This is a genomic window from Mesotoga sp. H07pep.5.4 (assembly GCF_003664935.1).
In the GTDB taxonomy this organism is placed as follows: Bacteria; Thermotogota; Thermotogae; order Petrotogales; family Kosmotogaceae; genus Mesotoga; species Mesotoga prima.
In genome coordinates this window covers 63,324-80,797 of sequence record NZ_JFHM01000031.1, presented here as the reverse complement: position 1 = coordinate 80,797, position 17,474 = coordinate 63,324, and the positions used below count along the sequence as shown (strand labels likewise).

At 44.7% G+C, this 17,474-nt stretch carries 10 protein-coding genes; all 10 read left to right on the top strand.

The genetic code is table 11. From position 1 onward, the window contains the following. The first annotated feature begins 381 nt into the window (after positions 1 to 381). The 10 genes from Y696_RS12865 (at position 382) to Y696_RS12820 (ending at position 17,466) form a co-directional block, all read left to right on the top strand. Positions 382 to 1,653 carry a fasciclin domain-containing protein gene (locus tag Y696_RS12865; protein WP_121510737.1) on the top strand — a complete coding sequence of 424 codons (1,272 nt, stop codon included), beginning with the start codon at positions 382 to 384 and terminating at the stop codon, positions 1,651 to 1,653. A 908-nt stretch (positions 1,654 to 2,561) separates the two neighbouring features. Next, positions 2,562 to 3,692: a succinylglutamate desuccinylase/aspartoacylase family protein gene (locus Y696_RS12860; RefSeq protein ID WP_121510736.1), complete on the top strand. Its 1,131-nt coding sequence runs from the start codon at positions 2,562 to 2,564 to the stop codon at positions 3,690 to 3,692. A gap of 32 nt (positions 3,693 to 3,724) precedes the next feature. Next, positions 3,725 to 5,464, top strand: coding sequence for a gamma-glutamyltransferase (ggt, locus tag Y696_RS12855; RefSeq protein WP_006487222.1), 1,740 nt, complete (start codon positions 3,725 to 3,727; stop codon positions 5,462 to 5,464). Between the two features lie 23 nt (positions 5,465 to 5,487). After that, complete coding sequence (locus Y696_RS12850) at positions 5,488 to 6,054, top strand: DUF6305 family protein (RefSeq protein WP_006487221.1); 567 nt, start codon at positions 5,488 to 5,490, stop codon at positions 6,052 to 6,054. A gap of 56 nt (positions 6,055 to 6,110) precedes the next feature. Next, a complete protein-coding gene (locus Y696_RS12845) occupies positions 6,111 to 7,178 on the top strand; it encodes a succinylglutamate desuccinylase/aspartoacylase family protein (RefSeq protein ID WP_006487220.1) in 1,068 nt (355 codons plus the stop codon). Positions 7,179 to 7,188: 10 nt separating this feature from the next. Next, positions 7,189 to 8,553, top strand: coding sequence for a TRAP transporter large permease subunit (locus Y696_RS12840; RefSeq protein ID WP_014731161.1), 1,365 nt, complete (start codon positions 7,189 to 7,191; stop codon positions 8,551 to 8,553). Between the two features lie 208 nt (positions 8,554 to 8,761). Next, on the top strand, positions 8,762 to 10,021 hold the full coding sequence (locus Y696_RS12835) for an MFS transporter (RefSeq protein ID WP_006487217.1): 1,260 nt from the start codon (positions 8,762 to 8,764) through the stop codon (positions 10,019 to 10,021). Between the two features lie 753 nt (positions 10,022 to 10,774). Further along, positions 10,775 to 13,852: a PD-(D/E)XK nuclease family protein gene (locus tag Y696_RS12830; RefSeq protein WP_006487216.1), complete on the top strand. Its 3,078-nt coding sequence runs from the start codon at positions 10,775 to 10,777 to the stop codon at positions 13,850 to 13,852. After that, positions 13,845 to 16,754 carry an exodeoxyribonuclease V subunit beta gene (locus Y696_RS12825; protein WP_121510735.1) on the top strand — a complete coding sequence of 970 codons (2,910 nt, stop codon included), beginning with the start codon at positions 13,845 to 13,847 and terminating at the stop codon, positions 16,752 to 16,754. Before Y696_RS12830 ends, Y696_RS12825 begins: the two co-directional genes overlap by 8 nt. Then, positions 16,744 to 17,466 (top strand): PH domain-containing protein, encoded by a 723-nt coding sequence (locus Y696_RS12820; RefSeq protein WP_099773002.1) that lies wholly within the window; start codon positions 16,744 to 16,746, stop codon positions 17,464 to 17,466. Before Y696_RS12825 ends, Y696_RS12820 begins: the two co-directional genes overlap by 11 nt. The last annotated feature ends 8 nt before the right edge of the window (positions 17,467 to 17,474 follow it).

Here is a 17,474-nt window from a genome sequence, read left to right as displayed (position 1 = left end):
CAGAAAAACGAGCAATACTTTAGTTATCTCATAAAGCATGCTCCAAAAAAACGAAGACAATTTTCGCTAGAATAGCTGTTAGAAGACTTGGCGCAACTAGCTGATAACGGTGCTAAAATTGACATAGTGCGGCCTCGAGCCGCCACAAAAAAGAGGTGTCCAGAATGGCGGACAAGAAGAAAGAAGCAAAGAAACAAGTAAAGAAAGAAAAGAAAGAAACACCAAAGAAGTAAAACCTGTCAGTCCTCTGGGGAGACGGGCTTTAGCTACCCGCCTCCCGTTTTTTGTTTAGATATCGATACTTGCTCGTGATAGGTCTTCACAAGTTTTAGAATTCTCTTGCGACTCTTGATATTCGTAATAGTAAAGCTGAGGTGAATAATGATGAGAAATCTCATTTTCGTGATTCTGATTTTGTCATCGGTGATTTCACTCGGACAAGAAGACATTCTCAAAACGATAAATGAGACTGAGGAGTTGAGCATAGTCGCTAGCTACATTCAATTATCCGGGTTAGATCAAACACTGTCAGGAAAGGGGCCGTTCACATTTTTTGCGCCAACCGACAGCGCATTCATGAAGCTACCTGAACTGACCAGAGCGGATTTGATTAAGGACGTGGTTCGTCTTCAGAGAGTCCTTAAATATCATATAATTCAAGGTAAATTCTCTTCAAGCATCATCGTCCAGAGACCCAATTTTGTTACACTGCTGGGTCAACCTCTTTCTGTTGACACAAAGGGAGGAATCAAGGTAGACGGTTCATCGATCTTGGTGAGAGATATCGAAGCCACGAACGGCGTTATTCACATCATAGATACTGTGATCTTTCCCCATGAAGAACCGGATATTGTTCAGGTCATGAGGAACACAGGTATTCTAGATACGGCCGTCTTTTCCCTTGAAGAAACTGGTGTTATAGACATTCTTAAAGGTGAAGGTCTATATACAGTATTCATGCCCAGCGACGTCGCATTCGCCAGATTGCCTCCTGAGACAATGGAGAACCTTTTCAGAGATCCGGCACGGCTGAGTGACATATTGCTTTTTCATATTGTGAAAGGTTCCTTCTCGGTTGAAGAACTCTTTGAGAGAGGCTCTATTAGATCGCTTCTTGGAGAAACTATTGTGTTAGGCACAACTCCTCCGCGAATTGGTCCCCAGAAAACAGTTGTAATTCTGAGCGACATCGAAGCCAGCAACGGAATGATCAATATCGTTGATCATGTTATGTTTCACGAAGATTCAAGGACCAAGCTTTCAACGATTGAAGAGACTCTGAAAGCAAAAGAGATAGATATTATGGCGGAACTGTTGAAGAAAACCGGTATCTGCAGTGAGTTGAGTGAAAATAAGCGTTTAACGGTTTTTGCTCCGACTAATGAAGCTTTTCTCGAGCTAAAAGAGAGCGATAAAGCCTTCCTCTACAGTGCAAATGAACTGAGAAAGGTACTCGAGTACCACATTCTTCCGAATGAGTACCTGCTGTCGGAATTGAAGATCTCTAACATGCTCCTCTCTCTAATCGGAAAGCCGTTGTACTTTGAGATGAAAGAAGACCTGTTAGTCAATTCCATTCCGATAGTTGAAAGCGATATTCTATGTAGCAATGGCGTAATTCACATAATTGAATCGCTTCTGGTCACGAAGTAGATTTTAGCGATTCAGATCTCCCGTCCGCAATCTTTCTGAAAAGGGATCTCAAAACTCTCGATGGAAACATGCTACCAAAGGCCAGAGTACGAACCTTTCCTCATGCACCTCCAAAGTGGTTAGAACTGAGAATAACATAATCCCTATTATCCGTCCGCTAAAAAGCTCCGATATTTCATCTTTCTGTTTATCACGTGGTGACATCCCTACAAATGATGCCGGCGTCACGACGGCCAAGAGGACAGCCGCATTCTCGGCTCCCAAGGCGGCAACAAGAGATCCAAGCTCATAATAGATGCTTACGAATTTGCAGAGAGTACACCTGCGCTCACTGACGTCACAGAGATCGGAAGCAAAGTGTGTGATGAAACATCGATCGTCTTCGGGGAAACTCCTTCACTGTTTCCCATAGAAACTTTGATAACAATTATTGCGAGAAACAGCGAAACCGTGAAGATTTCAAAATCAAGGGGCGAAGAAGCAGTCTGAACAAAAAAGTCATGAAAACCAGAATCGAGAATCCCAAGCTATCTAATTTGAAACACCTGTTAATTTGCGAGGGACCTACACTGTTTTCCTTTCGGCAAAAACTAATACTCCCATTATCTGGATGAATTCAATGTGTCGAACGAAGATCGAAGTGAACACGTCATAAGGGCTGTGAGACTTAGTTGTGCGAATGCCGAACGGTTCTCTGCACAAATTTGTTTGGTTGTATAGACTTTTTGATTCGTTGCATTTGAAACGGATTGACATTTCTCCAAGGCGAACTTTAGTACGATAAGGTAGTATAATTACTATGTGGTATTATCATATACAAGTCTCCTGGATCCCTGATCAAGTATCGAATACCTTACAATCACCATCGCTTGGATTGCTAATCAGGTTCTCTCTCGGAGTAGAAAGGATTGATGCGCTTGAAAAGACATTTCAAATTCTTGGCTTTTACCGCTTCAGTTGCAATTGTTGTAATACTTTCGGCCTTTTCGTTTACCGCCATGTGGGAAGATCCCCCGATTATTCCCGGCTCAGGCGTGACAGAAATCAAAATGCTCAGTGAATGGCTACCTTCAATTGAAGGAACTATGCTAGACACCGAAGTTTATTTAATCAGGGGCGCCGAGGAGGGCGGTAGGTTTTTGCTTCTTGGGGGAACTCACCCAAACGAGCCGGGCGGAACGCTCGCTGCAGTTGTTTTCGTCGAGAATGTATCAGCTCTTTCGGGAACAGTCTACGTGATTCCTAGATCAAATCACAGCGCATTTACTCACAACGATGCTATGGAAGGAGCCCCTCAGTTCTTTTCAATAGAATTACCGGACGGATCGGAAAGAGTCTTCAGATTCGGTTCTAGAAGAACTAATCCAATCGCCCAGTGGCCCGATCCGACAATATATCTACATCCAACTGGAGCCACTCTTGGAGGGGGAGAAGTCTCCAATTTGAACAGGACCTTTCCCGGAAGGGAGAATGGTTACTCTACAGAGAAAGTGGCCGCAGCGATCATGAATCTCGTTCTTGAAGAAGACATAGATCTCGTTTGCGATCTACATGAGTCCTCACCCGAGTATCCAGTGAACAATGCGATCGTCTTTCATCAGAAAGCGGCCGAACTGGCAATTATGACTCAGATGATGCTTGAAATCGAGGGCATAGACATTAGACTTGAGGAATCTCCAGTGAATCTGAGAGGTTTGACTCACAGAGAGATCGGAGACAATTCAGATGCATATGTCGTTCTTCTCGAAGTCTCAAACCCCTCTCAAGGTAGGTTGAGGGGAAAGACAACTGATGAACTCGTCACTGAGGGAATCGACAAGTACTATCTGCAGGCTTCAAAAGACGGCAAGCTCTTTGCTCCATATGATGAAAACGGTTATCCACTTGATCTGAGAGTTGCGAGACACGTTGCAACCATCAGAGTTCTTCTTGACTCCTGGAATATGATGTTCCCAGAGAGAACAATATTTCTTTCTGACGTTCCGCCCTATGAAGGGCTAGTTGACGGTCTGGGGACGTATCTTAATCCAGTTTCTTGAGAAACAGACATTTCTAGATTGGAGGGGAAAGAATGAAGAAACTAGTGCTGCTTGTAACACTTATTACGTTTGTTTTCACAGCGACATTCGCCACGGTCACGGCTCCGACGGTAGCGTCAAGCAACGGAATGGTTGCAGCTGTTGACAAGTATGCTGCCGAAGTCGGAGCGAGGATTCTCGAAATGGGGGGAAATGCCGTAGATGCAGCGATAGCTGTTAGTTTTGCACTTGGAGTAGTCGAACCTTACGCATCTGGTCTTGGCGGTGAAGGCTATGCTGTAATCACGATGGCCGATGGAAGCAAGTACGCTATCGATTTCAGGAGCACCGCTCCGATGGCTGCCTCTTACGAAGCTCTCTCTGAGCTCGGACTGACCCTAAGCAAAGCAAATTATACTCCAAAGGGAGCCTGTGTTCCCGGAGTTCTTGCCGGAATAAAAGAAGCCTGGCTGTTGGGAGCAACACTTCCTCTGGCGGATCTCATTCAGCCCGCAATTGATCTTGCAAGAAATGGGTTCATAGTCGATGAAACATTTGCTCAGACAACTTCCGACAAATACGAACTGGTACTCGAAAACGGCTTCGATTTCTTGAACGAGGGCTTTGTCTGGGAAGTTGGATCTACATTCACAAATCCTCAGCTGGCAGAGACTCTTGAAAGGATAAAAGAGGAAGGCATCGATACATTCTACACGGGAAGCCTCGCAGATGAGATAGAAGAGTTCATGATTGAGAACGGCGGTTTTATGAGGAAGTCGGATCTCGAGATGTACAGGGCTATCGTTAGAGAGCCGCTTCATGGGACTTACAGGGGATACGATTTCTATGTTCCGCACCCGCCCGTTTCCGGTCCGCAGATGATTGCGGTTCTCAACACTCTCGAAAACTACAATCTTCAAGCTATGACCTGGGACGATCCTCTGGCAGTCCATATTATTCAGCAGGCACTGGTCCTCGGAGATGTGGATAGAAGAGCTTACATAAGCGATCCGGAGTTCTACGATCTCCCTTACGAGGCCTTTATGAGCAAAGAATATGCCAAAACCAGATTCATGGCGATCGATCTGTCACAGGCCTTCGATCCAGCTTCTTACTACGACTATCAGGGAGACGCCTATCCATTTGCAGATGGATCAACTTATGAAGAGGTTCTTCTGGGTGCCTTAGAGTCGGTAGCAGCTAACGAAAGCGGAGTAGAAGAGTCTCCGTCAACGACTCACTTCTCGATCGTGGACAAGGACGGAAACGCCGTAGCCTGGACCCAGACGATCTCTAGCTTCTTTGGTACAAGTGTTTACTTCAAAGGGTTCTTCTTCAACAACGAAATGTACAACTTCGCTTCCTCATACAGAGAAGGGGACGTAATCAACCTTACAGGTGGAATGAGACCCAGGACGACTATCTGCCCGACTGTAATTCAGAAGGATGGAAAAGTTCGCTGGGTAATCGGCACCCCGGGCGGTGGAAGGATAATATCGACAATGGTTCAGCTCGCAGTTGATCTAATCGATTTCAACATGCCTGTGGACCAGGCAGTAAGAACACCCAAGTTCGTTGGATACACTACTTATAAGGATCTCAGAATTGAAGAAGGCTATCCGCAAACTACACTTGACTTCCTCGAGAAGGTTCTTGGACATAAGCTGAATGTATATTCATACCCCGATCTTTTCTTTGGCGGCCCAAATCTTATTTCTGTAGAAGAAAACGGTCTTATGATTGGAGCCGGCTCCATCAGAAGAGGCGGATCTGCATCGGCACCGGAATTTTGATTTTATTGAAAGGATGATGTGATTTGAAAAGGTTTCTAGTTTCTTTACTGCTTATTGCTTGCGTAGCGTTTGTCGGATTTGCGGCTGACGGAACTGAAGAGGGACTGATTCTCGGAGAACCGGTAGCGGTTACATCTGCAGGGCAGTCTCCCGGCGCACTTCAATTTACTGTCGTTGCAAAGATGATTAAACTCGAATACACTTTTGAGAAGCTTCTCAGCGTTGATTCTATCGACATTTCTCAGTTCAAGACCCTTGTGTTAGTTGTTGGAGCAAGCGGCAAGGGTCTCGGCGCAGCCAATATCGACATTGAGGCCGAGATTCTGAGAGTTAAGTCCCTTGCTGAAGCGGCTAAAGAAAACGGCCTCAAAGTAGTAATCTGTAATCTCGAAGGTGAATCTAGAAGGGGTCCGTCCTCCGACAGAATAGTCACCGAACTTGCACCTTTTGCAGACGCATACTTTGTAAAATCAGACGCTGACCAAGATGGTTTCTTCACGGCTCTAAGCGAAGAGGCCGGAGTTCCTATGGCCACTTTTGAGAAGACGGTTGATCTGAGAGACGTGTTGACAAAGTACTTCGGGAAATAACTCTATTTTGAAGGGGCGCTAGCCTGCGCCCCTTATTCTTAATCGGAGGAAGACTAATGAAAATCAAAGCAATTTTCTTCATCGTTCTCTTATCTACTTCTGCTGTATTTGGAGCTTTTTTGAGGCCCGACATCCGTCCAGGTTATGGGGTAACTGATATTGGCTGGTTGTCGGATTATTTTTCTCCCATAAGAAACACAAACATGGACACCCCGGTCTATTTCATGGACAGCGGAGTGGAGGGTCCTACGTTTGTTCTCATGGGTGGTACTCATGCCAGGGAAATTTCGGGAACAACTGCGGCAATAGTTTTCATAGAAAATGTGATCGTCACGAAGGGTAAGGTGATAGTGATCCCGTTTTCAAATTTGAGCGCTGCCTCCATAAAAGATGAGACAGGGCACGCACCCCATTTCATAGCCATAGAAGGTAAATCCGGTCCTCGATTTCTTGTGTACGGAGATAGAAGAACTGATCCTCTGGATCAGGGAATACCCGATCCAGAAATCTTCAAGCATGCACAATCCGATTTCACTCTTGAAGATGGAGCAGAGGCGAGAAATCTGAACAGGCAGTATCCGGGAGTAGCAGATGGCAATCCCACGCAGCAGCTTGCTTACGCAATTATCCAGCTGATAGACACTGAGAATGTAGACTTCAATCTAGATATGCATGAAAGCGGGACACCTGACAGTTATATAGACAGCGAGGGGAATGAACGATCCGGTAGCAGTTTGGCCTATACGCTGGTCTGTCATCCAGATGCTCTGGAAATAGGTGCAGTGGCGATCATGGAAATCGAGGCTTATTATGGAGTATCTATGAAACTCGAAGAATCGAACAGAGCCTTTAGAGGCCTAAGTCACCTTGAGATCCGTGACGCAACAGGTTCGCTTTCATTCCTTTCAGAGACTCCAAATCCCGGGCAGGATAACTGGAGAGACAAGTACGATGTTATTGATGATCCCGATTACCCATTGACTCACAGGGCCGGTCTTCAGCTTCAGATAATCAGATCCTTGTTCAGTGCATATGAAATGATGATTGGCGAGACGGTTGAGGTCGAAAACTTACCTACCTATGAAGAAGTAATGCAGAACGGAATATTCTCATTTTTGAACTGAATGACCGGGGGTGACAGCCATTTATACACCTGAAGTCTGGTATTTTTTGGTAATGCTTGCAACTTTCGTAGGTCTGGCAATAATAAAAATCCCAATATCAGTTTCATTGATGTTTTCAGCCCTTGCGGGTTCAATTGCTTTCGGCGAGTTCTTCCCTCTGAGGCATCTCGTTGAAGGAGGATTCGGTTACATCGACACGATACTTGTGATTGGTTCAGCAATGATTTTTATGGAATCAATCAAGGTATCGGGTCTTCTGGACACGATTGCAGGCAACATGACGATTGCCTTTCACAAGAAACCGACTTTTCTTCTCGTGCTAATGACTTTCTTCATAATGATAGCCGGTATGATTACTGGATCATCAACGGCTACGGTTCTTACAACGGGTGCTATCGCCTTCCCGGTTCTGAAGACCCTGGGGCTTAGCAAAAGGAGAGCGGGATCGATAATCGCAATGAGCGGTATATATGGAATGATCGCCCCGCCAATAAATCTACCCGCAATGATAATCGGTCAGGGTGTCGACATGCCATATATCGGTTTCACTAACCCTCTTCTGCTGATGACATTTCCGCTGGCAATTGTCACTTCTCTGATTATTGGAGTTAGACAGGTTAAACCGGTCGATCTCCAGGAGTTCGTGAGAACAAGAGAAAGGGAGCCAATAAAGGGCTTTGCGGTGTATCTTCCGTTAATAATAATGGTGATACTCATGGTGCTTGAAAACGTGAGTTGGGGCTTTTCGCTTGGTCTTCCCTTGATCTTCATGATATCGGCAATTGTTGCATCATTGACTGGAGCAAGGGGAAATCTTTTCAAGATCTCACTTTCAGCGGTTCAGAACTCTCTTGGTATACTCTCGATTCTCATTGGAGTCGGGATGTTTATTCAGATTATGACTCTGAACGGCGTGAGGGGTTTAATTGTGGGATTTCTCAACGGTCTTCCTCAAGGCGCGCTCTTGGTTGGTATTGCACTTGGCATCCCTGCTTTCGGTGCAGTGTCTTCCTATGGTTCTGCCTCAGTGCTGGGAGTTCCGTTCTTGCTTGCATTTCTCGGGAATAACGACATCGTTGTCTGTTCGGCGCTCTCCCTCCTCGCGGGGCTCGGTGACATGGTACCCCCAACTGCGCTTGCCGGGATATTTGCGGCCCATGTCGTCGGAGAGAAGAATTACTTCAAAATCTGGCTCAGTTCAATGCCTGCCTTTTTCATTACAATGATTTTCGCCACATTAACCATAATATTCTCAAACGAAATAGGTAGGTTCGCCAACAGCTGGCTCTTCTATCCCCTCTTCATTGCTGGACTTGTAGTCGTTTCTGTTGCTCTTCTCTTAGTAGACAAGAGAAAGGAGATGTCAGTAACTTGACCTACTTGTATATTGCGATAGCAGTCTATTTATCTTCTGTGCTTATTTATAACGCGTACAAGAGTGCAAAGAAGTGGGAGTGGGTCATGAGCGCAATGATACTGATCCCTCTAATCTTAAGAATTTTCCTGATAAAGTGAAATCACCGGACCCGGAGAGTTTTCTTAGAGTATAATTTCTCTATTGAACTCTTCGGGAGGGGTTTCAAATGGAAATAAAACGGGACGGGCAGTTCTATAGATTCGCAGCTTACGGGTTCCTTAAGAATCTTCGCTTTTTCGACCCTTTTCTTATCTTGTTCTTCAGAGAAATGGGACTTTCCTTCCTTCAGATCGGTACTCTTGTCTCCGTGCGAGAAGTAGCGACTAACTTCCTGGAACTCCCGACCGGCATATTCGCTGACCTGTTTGGAAGAAGATTGTCCATGGTTTTTTCGATGATCTCCTATCTTTCTTCTTTTTTAGTCTTTTACTTCTTTCCGAACTTCTACATATATATGGTTGCAATGATAGCTTTCGCCTTTGGGGAAGCCTTCCGTACCGGAACTCACAAAGCAATGATACTTGAGTACCTGAGAATTAATGATATGACCGATATTAAGGTTCACTACTATGGCGCAACGCGAGCCGCATCACAACTAGGTTCAGCAATAAACGCCTTGATAGCTGCCTTCCTTGTATTTTACACGGGTAGCTACAAGATAGTCTTTCTCGCCTCAGTATTGCCTTATGCCGTAAACCTCGTGAATTTGATGATGTACCCCAAGGAACTTGATGGTGAACTGAAATCCGGGGAGAAAAGAGAAACATTGAAAGCCTTCCTGGGGATTTTCAGAAGTGCCAATGCACTCAAAGGTGTTCTCAACTCGTCACTGTATGATGCTTTCTTCAAAGTCATCAAGGAGTATCTGCAGCCAATTCTAAAGGCTCTCGCCCTTGGTCTTCCGATAATGCTTGGCTTCAGCCCGGAGCAGAGAACCTCCGTAATCGTAGGAGTCGTATATTTCGTGATCTTCATCGCCACAAGCTATGCTTCTAAGAATGCCGGAAGGTTGAGCAAAAAACTGGGAAACGAGGCGAGATCGCTGAATTACTCTTATATATTCGGGGCGATATTAGTCATACTGAGCGGGTTATTTCAAATAGTATCTCTTCAAGTAATCGCAGTGATAGTATTCTTCCTGCTCTACATTCTGGAGAATTTCAGAAGACCAATCAATATAAGCTACATAAGCGATAACATAGACCACAAAACTATGGCATCAGGTCTATCTGTCGAATCTCAGTTGAAGACTCTGCTGGTGGCAATAATAGCGCCCATAGTTGGATTCCTTGCGGACAAGTTGGGAGTAGGTATGGCATTGACTGTTGCTGGAATGACGATGCTCGTACTCTTTTTTATCGTCAAACTGAATCCCCCAGAAAATACCAAAAACATCGAAGAGAAGAGTTCACGGACGGCTGATTGACTACTACAGATGTAATATTCATGGACTCCTCGCATTTGCACTATGTCTAGCAATACGTTCTTTTTCTCTGATTCGCGAGGGGAGAATCTAGAAGTGACAGAAGTGTTAAGAGTTGGCCGCATTGATTAGGAAAAGAAATCGGTATCTAAACACCTTCCTTAAGAGTTGATCTAGTATTCTAGGATGACTTATAACGAAAGACAATTGCTTCACTAAACAGAGATCTGTAAAAAGGAACTCTGATGAACGAGATCAAAGCAGTCTTTCGTTGATAATGATTAGGAACCGGTAAATCCCATACTCTTAATTGGAAGGATACCCAAAAAATCAAGTGATTGCGTACTATGAAAAAGCCAGAGTTGCGGGGGAGAGCGTCGTCTATATTCCATCTCTAGCGGCTATTTCAACCGCGGCGATTTTTGGATCTCGAAACCTCTTCCTACAGAGGTCAGTCAAGAGGTCTCTTCTTCCATTTGAGGCCTTTGGGGATTAAAAGAGGAGTTTGTTTTTCTGACGAACTTTGCCTTAATGACTTGTTCTACTTCGCCTTCGATGACAGTTTATTTGAGATTTGATTCAAAGAGGCTAAAAGATCTGCGCGCACTCTAAAAATCAACTATCTTTACAACGAAAGAATTCGTGGATTTCCTACGGGCTTCGTGGGTGCCTAGGTTTACGTGTTTCTATAGAAATCCTCAGCGATTTTCCACAACACTCAGCGGATGATAGAATCGAATTTGTGGGAGGAGTAAGATGAAGATTACGCTATTCATAGGTCCTTTAGCCTCAGCAAAGACTGAGCGGTTGCTTCGAGAACTCGAGACCGTCCATTGGAGAGATCCGTTCTCCTACTTCTTCGTGGGACCTTCCGGCGACCACGTAAGATACTTTAGAGAGAATTTCATATCGCGAGTGGGTACTATCCCGGCTTCGAGATTCCTCGCAATGGATCAATTTGCCGTAGAGGTTTTCCGTAGACTGAATCCGAATTCTATTCACGTTGGGAATCATTTGATGAGGTTGGAGATCGGTGACATTCTGGATCAAATGGGAAAGGGCGAACTCGCCGACTCGCCCGTATTCGTCGAATACCTTCTTGAAATGATTCACGATGTAAAAGAGAATAGAGGGTTCGACCGGATATTCTCTACGGAAGACGAGGCAGTCTCCGTTCTAGAGTCAATTTACAACGAGCTTGACAGTAGATTCTCCAGAAGAAACATCTTTGACACATTCGACGCATATACGAGGATTGAAGAGCACAAGGATGAGTTGATTAACGAGGAATTCGGGGACACTCTTTTCCTCGACGGGTTTCATGATTTCAGTCCGGCCCTGAAGATCTTTTTCAAGACCATCATTCCAACATACAGGGAAGTTTTCATTACCATTACTCAAGAACCTGACAAGGAAAGTCTCTTTTCAAACATAGATTCGATACTTGAGACGATCGATGAGATAGCCGAAAATAGCACAGATCTCGAAATCAAAAGGATATTCTTCGAGAAAAGTTCTTCTTCAAGCGGTCTGAACGGGTTCAAAGAAGCCCTGTTCTCTCCAGGTAAAGTAGAGCAGAACTGTGATTCGGTGAGTGTTGTGGTCTATCCTGACATCTTCGCCGAGGTCGAAGGTGTATCGAGATTTGTGAAGGAATCTATTATTTCCGCCTGCGAACCAGGTGACATTTCGATTGTCTCATCCGACTTCAATCTTTACAGCAAATTGCTTTCCGATAAGCTGAATGAATACGGTGTTCCACACAGAATAGAAGGCGACGAAGAGCTTCACTCATCTCTCTCGATAAGACGGTTAATCTTGCCACTTGAAACCGCGGTTCTGGGATTCCCACCGGAGAAGATAATCGCTATGGCTGACAGCGGCTACGGGGGAGAAGTTGATTCAAGTTTTATTGAATCCGCCGCTGCTATGTCAAGAATTATCTACGAGAGACCAAATATGTGGCTCTCCTTGGAAAAGAGACGGAGTTCCTGGGATGAGAGGCTTTCAAGACTCGTTGACCTCATGAAAGAAAGAAGAAATGCAATAATTTCCCTTGCCGACGATGAGCTCGAAATGAGCGCGGCTGAGGAGCTTGATGAGACGATCGAAAGAATTGACAGCGAAGTAGTTCCGGCTGTTCAAAGAATCTTCAGACTCCTCGACTCTTTTCGAAGTCTGCGTAAGCGAGATGTCGGTAATTATCGGAAAATGTTCATTACTTGGGAAAAAGAACTTTCTCTGATCCAAAGTCTAACCGGGTATGAGAGTGAAGTTAAAGACAGAGAGATGGATGCAATAGTGAGGTTTTTCGAACATACCCTACCTTACCTGGAGAGACTTCTGTATTTCATGGGGAAGTCCTCTGTTTCCCCAAGAGAATACTACAGATATCTAATGCTTCTACTTAAGCATGACAAGTTTCCTCTTTCGAGGAACAAGGCAAACAGGGTTGAGATACAGTCACTCATCAATTCGCGCTTCTCGAAGAAAAGAATGAAGATCTTCGTTGGGTTTGTTGACGGTGCTTATCCGCACGTAGAAATGAATCCTTTGTACAGTTTCACGCAGTTTGGAGATTCAAGACCCAGAGACCTTCTTCTTGATGAGGAAACACACGAAAGGCTCAACCTGTATCTGTCGATTTCTACTGCTGAAGAATCAGTGAGGTTCTCTCTGCCTGAATCGACGATCGACGGTGAACCAATTCTACCTTCTCCATACCTGAAGAATGTGGCGGAGAGTTCGGGATGTGAGACCACTAGAGAAGGAAGAAAGGTGGGAAGAAGATCTGGATACATTCCGGAACTCCGGGCATCTATGAGCCAATCCGAGTTGAAGATCTCCGCTGTGAAGTTCTTCTTGAATGAAAAATGGGATCTTCTGAAGAGCTTTCCCCCTCTGAGCAATTTAGATACCGTCCTCTCGAACTTCAGAAGAGATTTCAGTTGGTCAGTCCAGAACAGAAGGCGTTTAGAGGAAGTTGTCGGTAACGTCTTCTCCTTCTCAAGACTGAAGTCTTATCATGACTGTCCGTTTTCCTTCTTTCTTTCTTATGTTGTTGGTCTGGATGTTTCCCCTGAATACGTCTTTGAATTGACGCCTCTTGATGAGGGCAACATCTTTCATTCAGTGTTGAAGGACTTCTTTTCGGGCAAGAATAGAGACTGGCAGGATTCGCTTGCCGAGAACATCAAGAGGCACCTGATGCATGATAGCAATATCGTGTTCAGATTCGAATTTGAACGCCTGAGCGAAGTACTTCACGAGTACATAACAGTCAGGGAAGGAAAGAGACCGAATTTCATGGGAGACAATTTCATTCCATACGCCTTCGAGAAGGCCTTCGGAATAGGTGAAACTGAGCCAGTGAAGCTACTCGAAAACCTTTACTTGAGGGGAAAGATCGACAGAGTCGATATCGACAGATCCAGTTCCTCTGTCTATCTAATAGACTACAAGCGCGGTGATAGCGGCGATGAAAGACAGCTGCTCCTCTATTCGCTTGTTGCAGAAAAACTTCTCGAAGATGAAAGCCTTGATGTTGCGGGAGGAGTATTCAAGACTTTGACCGGAAAAACCGTGAACAAAGCTGCCTTCAGAACCATTTCTTCAGAAGGAGGCAAGGTCTGGGAATTCGCGGGTAAGAAAAAGGACAACAGGATTGTGAAGGAGTCTGATCTTCTCAAATGGTTAAAGGAAGTACACGAGGGAATCTATTCTGGCGAGTTCACTCCCTCATTCACAGTGTCTGCAAGTAAGTGCTACAGCTGCAGATTCTCCGAGATAAAGAGGTCCATAACCTGGAGAGAAGGCAGAAAAGAATATGAATAAAGACATTTTTGTCACCGCTTCTGCCGGCACTGGAAAGACGTTTTCACTGGTTAAGGAGTACGTCGGGGTCTTCGACAGGTCATTCAGAATCGGAGAACGGCTTGATGTTCATAATGTTGTAGCAATTACTTTTACTAATAAGGCGGCACGGGAAATGAAGGATCGAGTAATAACGGAAATCGATCATAGAATAGCCTCCGGGCATCCCGGAAGCTGGAAACCCTTAAGAAACAAAATGTCGTACGCGTGGATTTCCACCATCCATTCCTTCTGCGAAAGGATATTGAGGGAGTCTGCCCTTTTTGCTGGAATAGATCCGGGCTTCCAGATTCTAAGCGGAATGAGGAGAGCGACGCTTGAAGAAAAGGTTGTACGAACATATTTCGAAGATAACCTCGAAAGCCTGGAACCTTTGATTCAGCTTACGGGCTTAGACAAGGCTTTTAGAATTGTGAAAGAAGCCATATCAAATAAACGACATTCTTTGGCACTGAATCCATCTCCTGTCGGAAGTCTCTTAGGTGACTCAATCATAAGTGACGATGAAATCATCGAGGGTTCGAAGTCCTTTGCGGCAGCCTATAGCGAAATCCTTTCCGATTACAGAGACAGGACTGTAAGATCGGGGTTCCTTGATTTCGATCAGTTGCTCACAGAAACGAGGGATCTGCTTCTCAAGATGCCCGAAGTCCAGGAGAAATATAGAGACCGCTTCAAATTTATATTCGTAGATGAATTCCAGGACACCGATGAGCTTCAGAGCGAGATCATTCGACTCCTTCGGGAAGAGACTAAGAATAGAGTCTTTTTTGTTGGAGATTCGAAGCAGTCTATCTATCGTTTCCGCGGTGCGGACGTATCGGTATTCAACAAGACAATGAAAAGCTTTCAAAATAACGGGGGCGAATTAAGAAACCTACGAATCAACAGGCGTTCACATCCCGATCTTGTTACCTTTCAGAATAAGCTTTTTGGGAAGATAATGAAGAGGGATTTCGAAAACGAGTTTTTTCGTTCGATTTACGATGAAGACATAGAGTCTCTACCATATCAAAGAGATATTGAGTCTTCGAGAGTGAGGATAATTCGAACGGAATCATCTGACGATTCGAGAGAGGTCGCAAGATCCGTAAGGGCCCTAATTGAAGAGGAGCTTGTTTTCAAAACAAAGACCGGTGAATACGAGAAACGGCGAATAGTCCCCGGTGATATCGCCATTCTTCTTAGGACCTTTTCAAAGATCTCTAGCTACGAGAATGCACTGGAAAAATTGAATATTCCCTTCTACACCGTTGGAAGCAGAAACTTCTACGAACGGCCCGAGGTCTCCGGACCTCTGTCATGGCTCGATCTCCTAGTAGATCCCTTAGACAACAACAATCTTGTATCATTCTTGCTTTCGCCGGCTTTCGGGGCTTCTCTTGATGAAGTCCTATCACTAAGGTCGAAAAGAGATCTCAGACGTTTGCCACTGTACTTTGCCCTCATGGAAAGCAAAGAGGACAGATTTGCGCACTTAATAGATCTGCTCAAGAAATTCGGAAAACTTAAGTACATTCTGTCACCGAGCGAAATCCTCGAGAAGTTCGTTGAAGAAACAGATTACTTGCCTAAGCTGGCCACGCTGAAATCCGGAGAGAGAATGATCGCCAATGTCAAAAAGCTTCTTGAGCTTGCGAAGGATCTGGATAGAATGGGCAGCTCGCTTCGCGAGCTCTCCTCGAACATCAAGGCTTTTATAGATTCCAGCGATGAATCTGAAGCCGCTCTTGAAACAGAGGAATCAGACAGTGTGAAGATTCTCACCGTTCACAAATCAAAGGGACTGGAGTTTCCAATCGTGATTGTAGGTGACACTTTCTGGAAAAAGAAGAACTCTGACAGGCGACTTTTCTTCCATGATGGAGGCTTTCTGATAAGTAAAGGTAAACCTGACAGAGAAGAAGGCCTGATCGGAAGTTTGGCATCGCTAGAAGAGGAGAAGGAGTATGAAGAAGAAAAGCGCACTCTTTATGTCGCTCTTTCAAGAGCACGTGAGATGATAATTATCAGTCTAAATGGTAGGGGTGATTCCTCCCGACCATGGTCGAAGATGATATGCAGTTCTTTGCTCCAACCGGAAAGCGATAAGGTTGAAGCTTCCTTTGAAGGGATAGTAAAACACTTCTATCCAATCGATCTTCCATCCATTCAAGAGACTGTTTACATTGAAGAACCTTTGTTACCTGAAGTCACTTCGGTACTGCCTCTGACAGACTCTTCGTACATAAAATACCTCTCTCCAACTTCGATAACTGCAGACGACGAATTTGAACTGGAATCGCGATCATACGCTGGAAGCCCCGGTCTTGTAAAGAATGCCGCAGATATCGGCCTTCTTGCTCATTACTTGCTTGAACCGGTGGGAGTCATCAGTAAGCGCGGCTCAGTCACGACTCTCGAATCAATTCTTAGCGGGGGTAGGCCAGTCTCAGTTGACAGGATTAACTTCAACGAATATGATCTGTCTGAAGTGAAAAAAGTTCTTTCCACTCTGGTAGCTCATCCGCTGATAAAAGAAATAGAAGGGGCGGAAAGAGTCTTCAGCGAATTTCACTTCCAGCATGGATTCGGAAAGTACGTTTTAATGGGAATAGTTGATAAACTATATTTGAAGGATGGAAAATGGAGGATAGTAGATTTCAAGTTTGCCAGTCTGAACAAGAGATTCATGAATAAGTATCGTTTTCAAATGAACCTGTACCTGTATATTCTTAAAGATCTCTTGTCACCCACTGAAGCTACTCTTCTCTTTCTCAGAGATGGGAAAACCGAAAAGATAGTGCTGGAAGACTCTGACAGCTTCGAGAAAGAGCTCCTTCAAATGATCTCAAAAGCCGGAGGCGGTAAAAATGGATCTTAAACCAACGCGTCGCTCTTTCATGATCAGATACTTCATTTACCCTTACTACTTCGTACTGGGAATCGTTTTCTATCTCAATTTTGACCTCTCTGGAATTGATGGAAACAACTGGCTGTTCTTAATAGTGAGCTGGATTGCCTTGACCGTCATTCCAGGCATTTTGCTTGCGTTTTCGCGAAAAAAATTCGGTTGGTTCTTCTGGCCGGCAATCTTGAACGCTTCTGGATGGCTCGTTAGGTACTTATTCCCGGAAGAAACTTACAATGATTTGAAGCCCCTATTTGATAACGGTCCGGTTCTGCTCTTCATCGTAGCAGGGCTTCTTGGCATAGTATTTGTGGAGATCTATAGAACTACCTTCAAGTACAATCTCAGCGATGCGGGAGTAGAGGTAACTTATGGAATGTTCAGAGCGAATTCCCATATGATCGTAGCCAGACACATCACAAACGTGATGCTTAAAAGGAATTTCTTCGAACTTATGTTGGGAGTAGGTCATGTGATACCTGTAACATCGTCTGGAATGGGTTCGGGAGACAGGGGCGTATTGGGAGGCTTTAGTGCCGACACTGGTACTCAGAACGTTCGAGGTGGAGCGTTTATCGGAAGTGTGAGTACCGAAAAAGAATTCGTTGCTAACCCAAGGAACTGCATTTACGGCATTTCAAAGCCCAAGGAAATTATGGAGAGACTGAAAGAGATGGTTCTATAGCAAAGGAT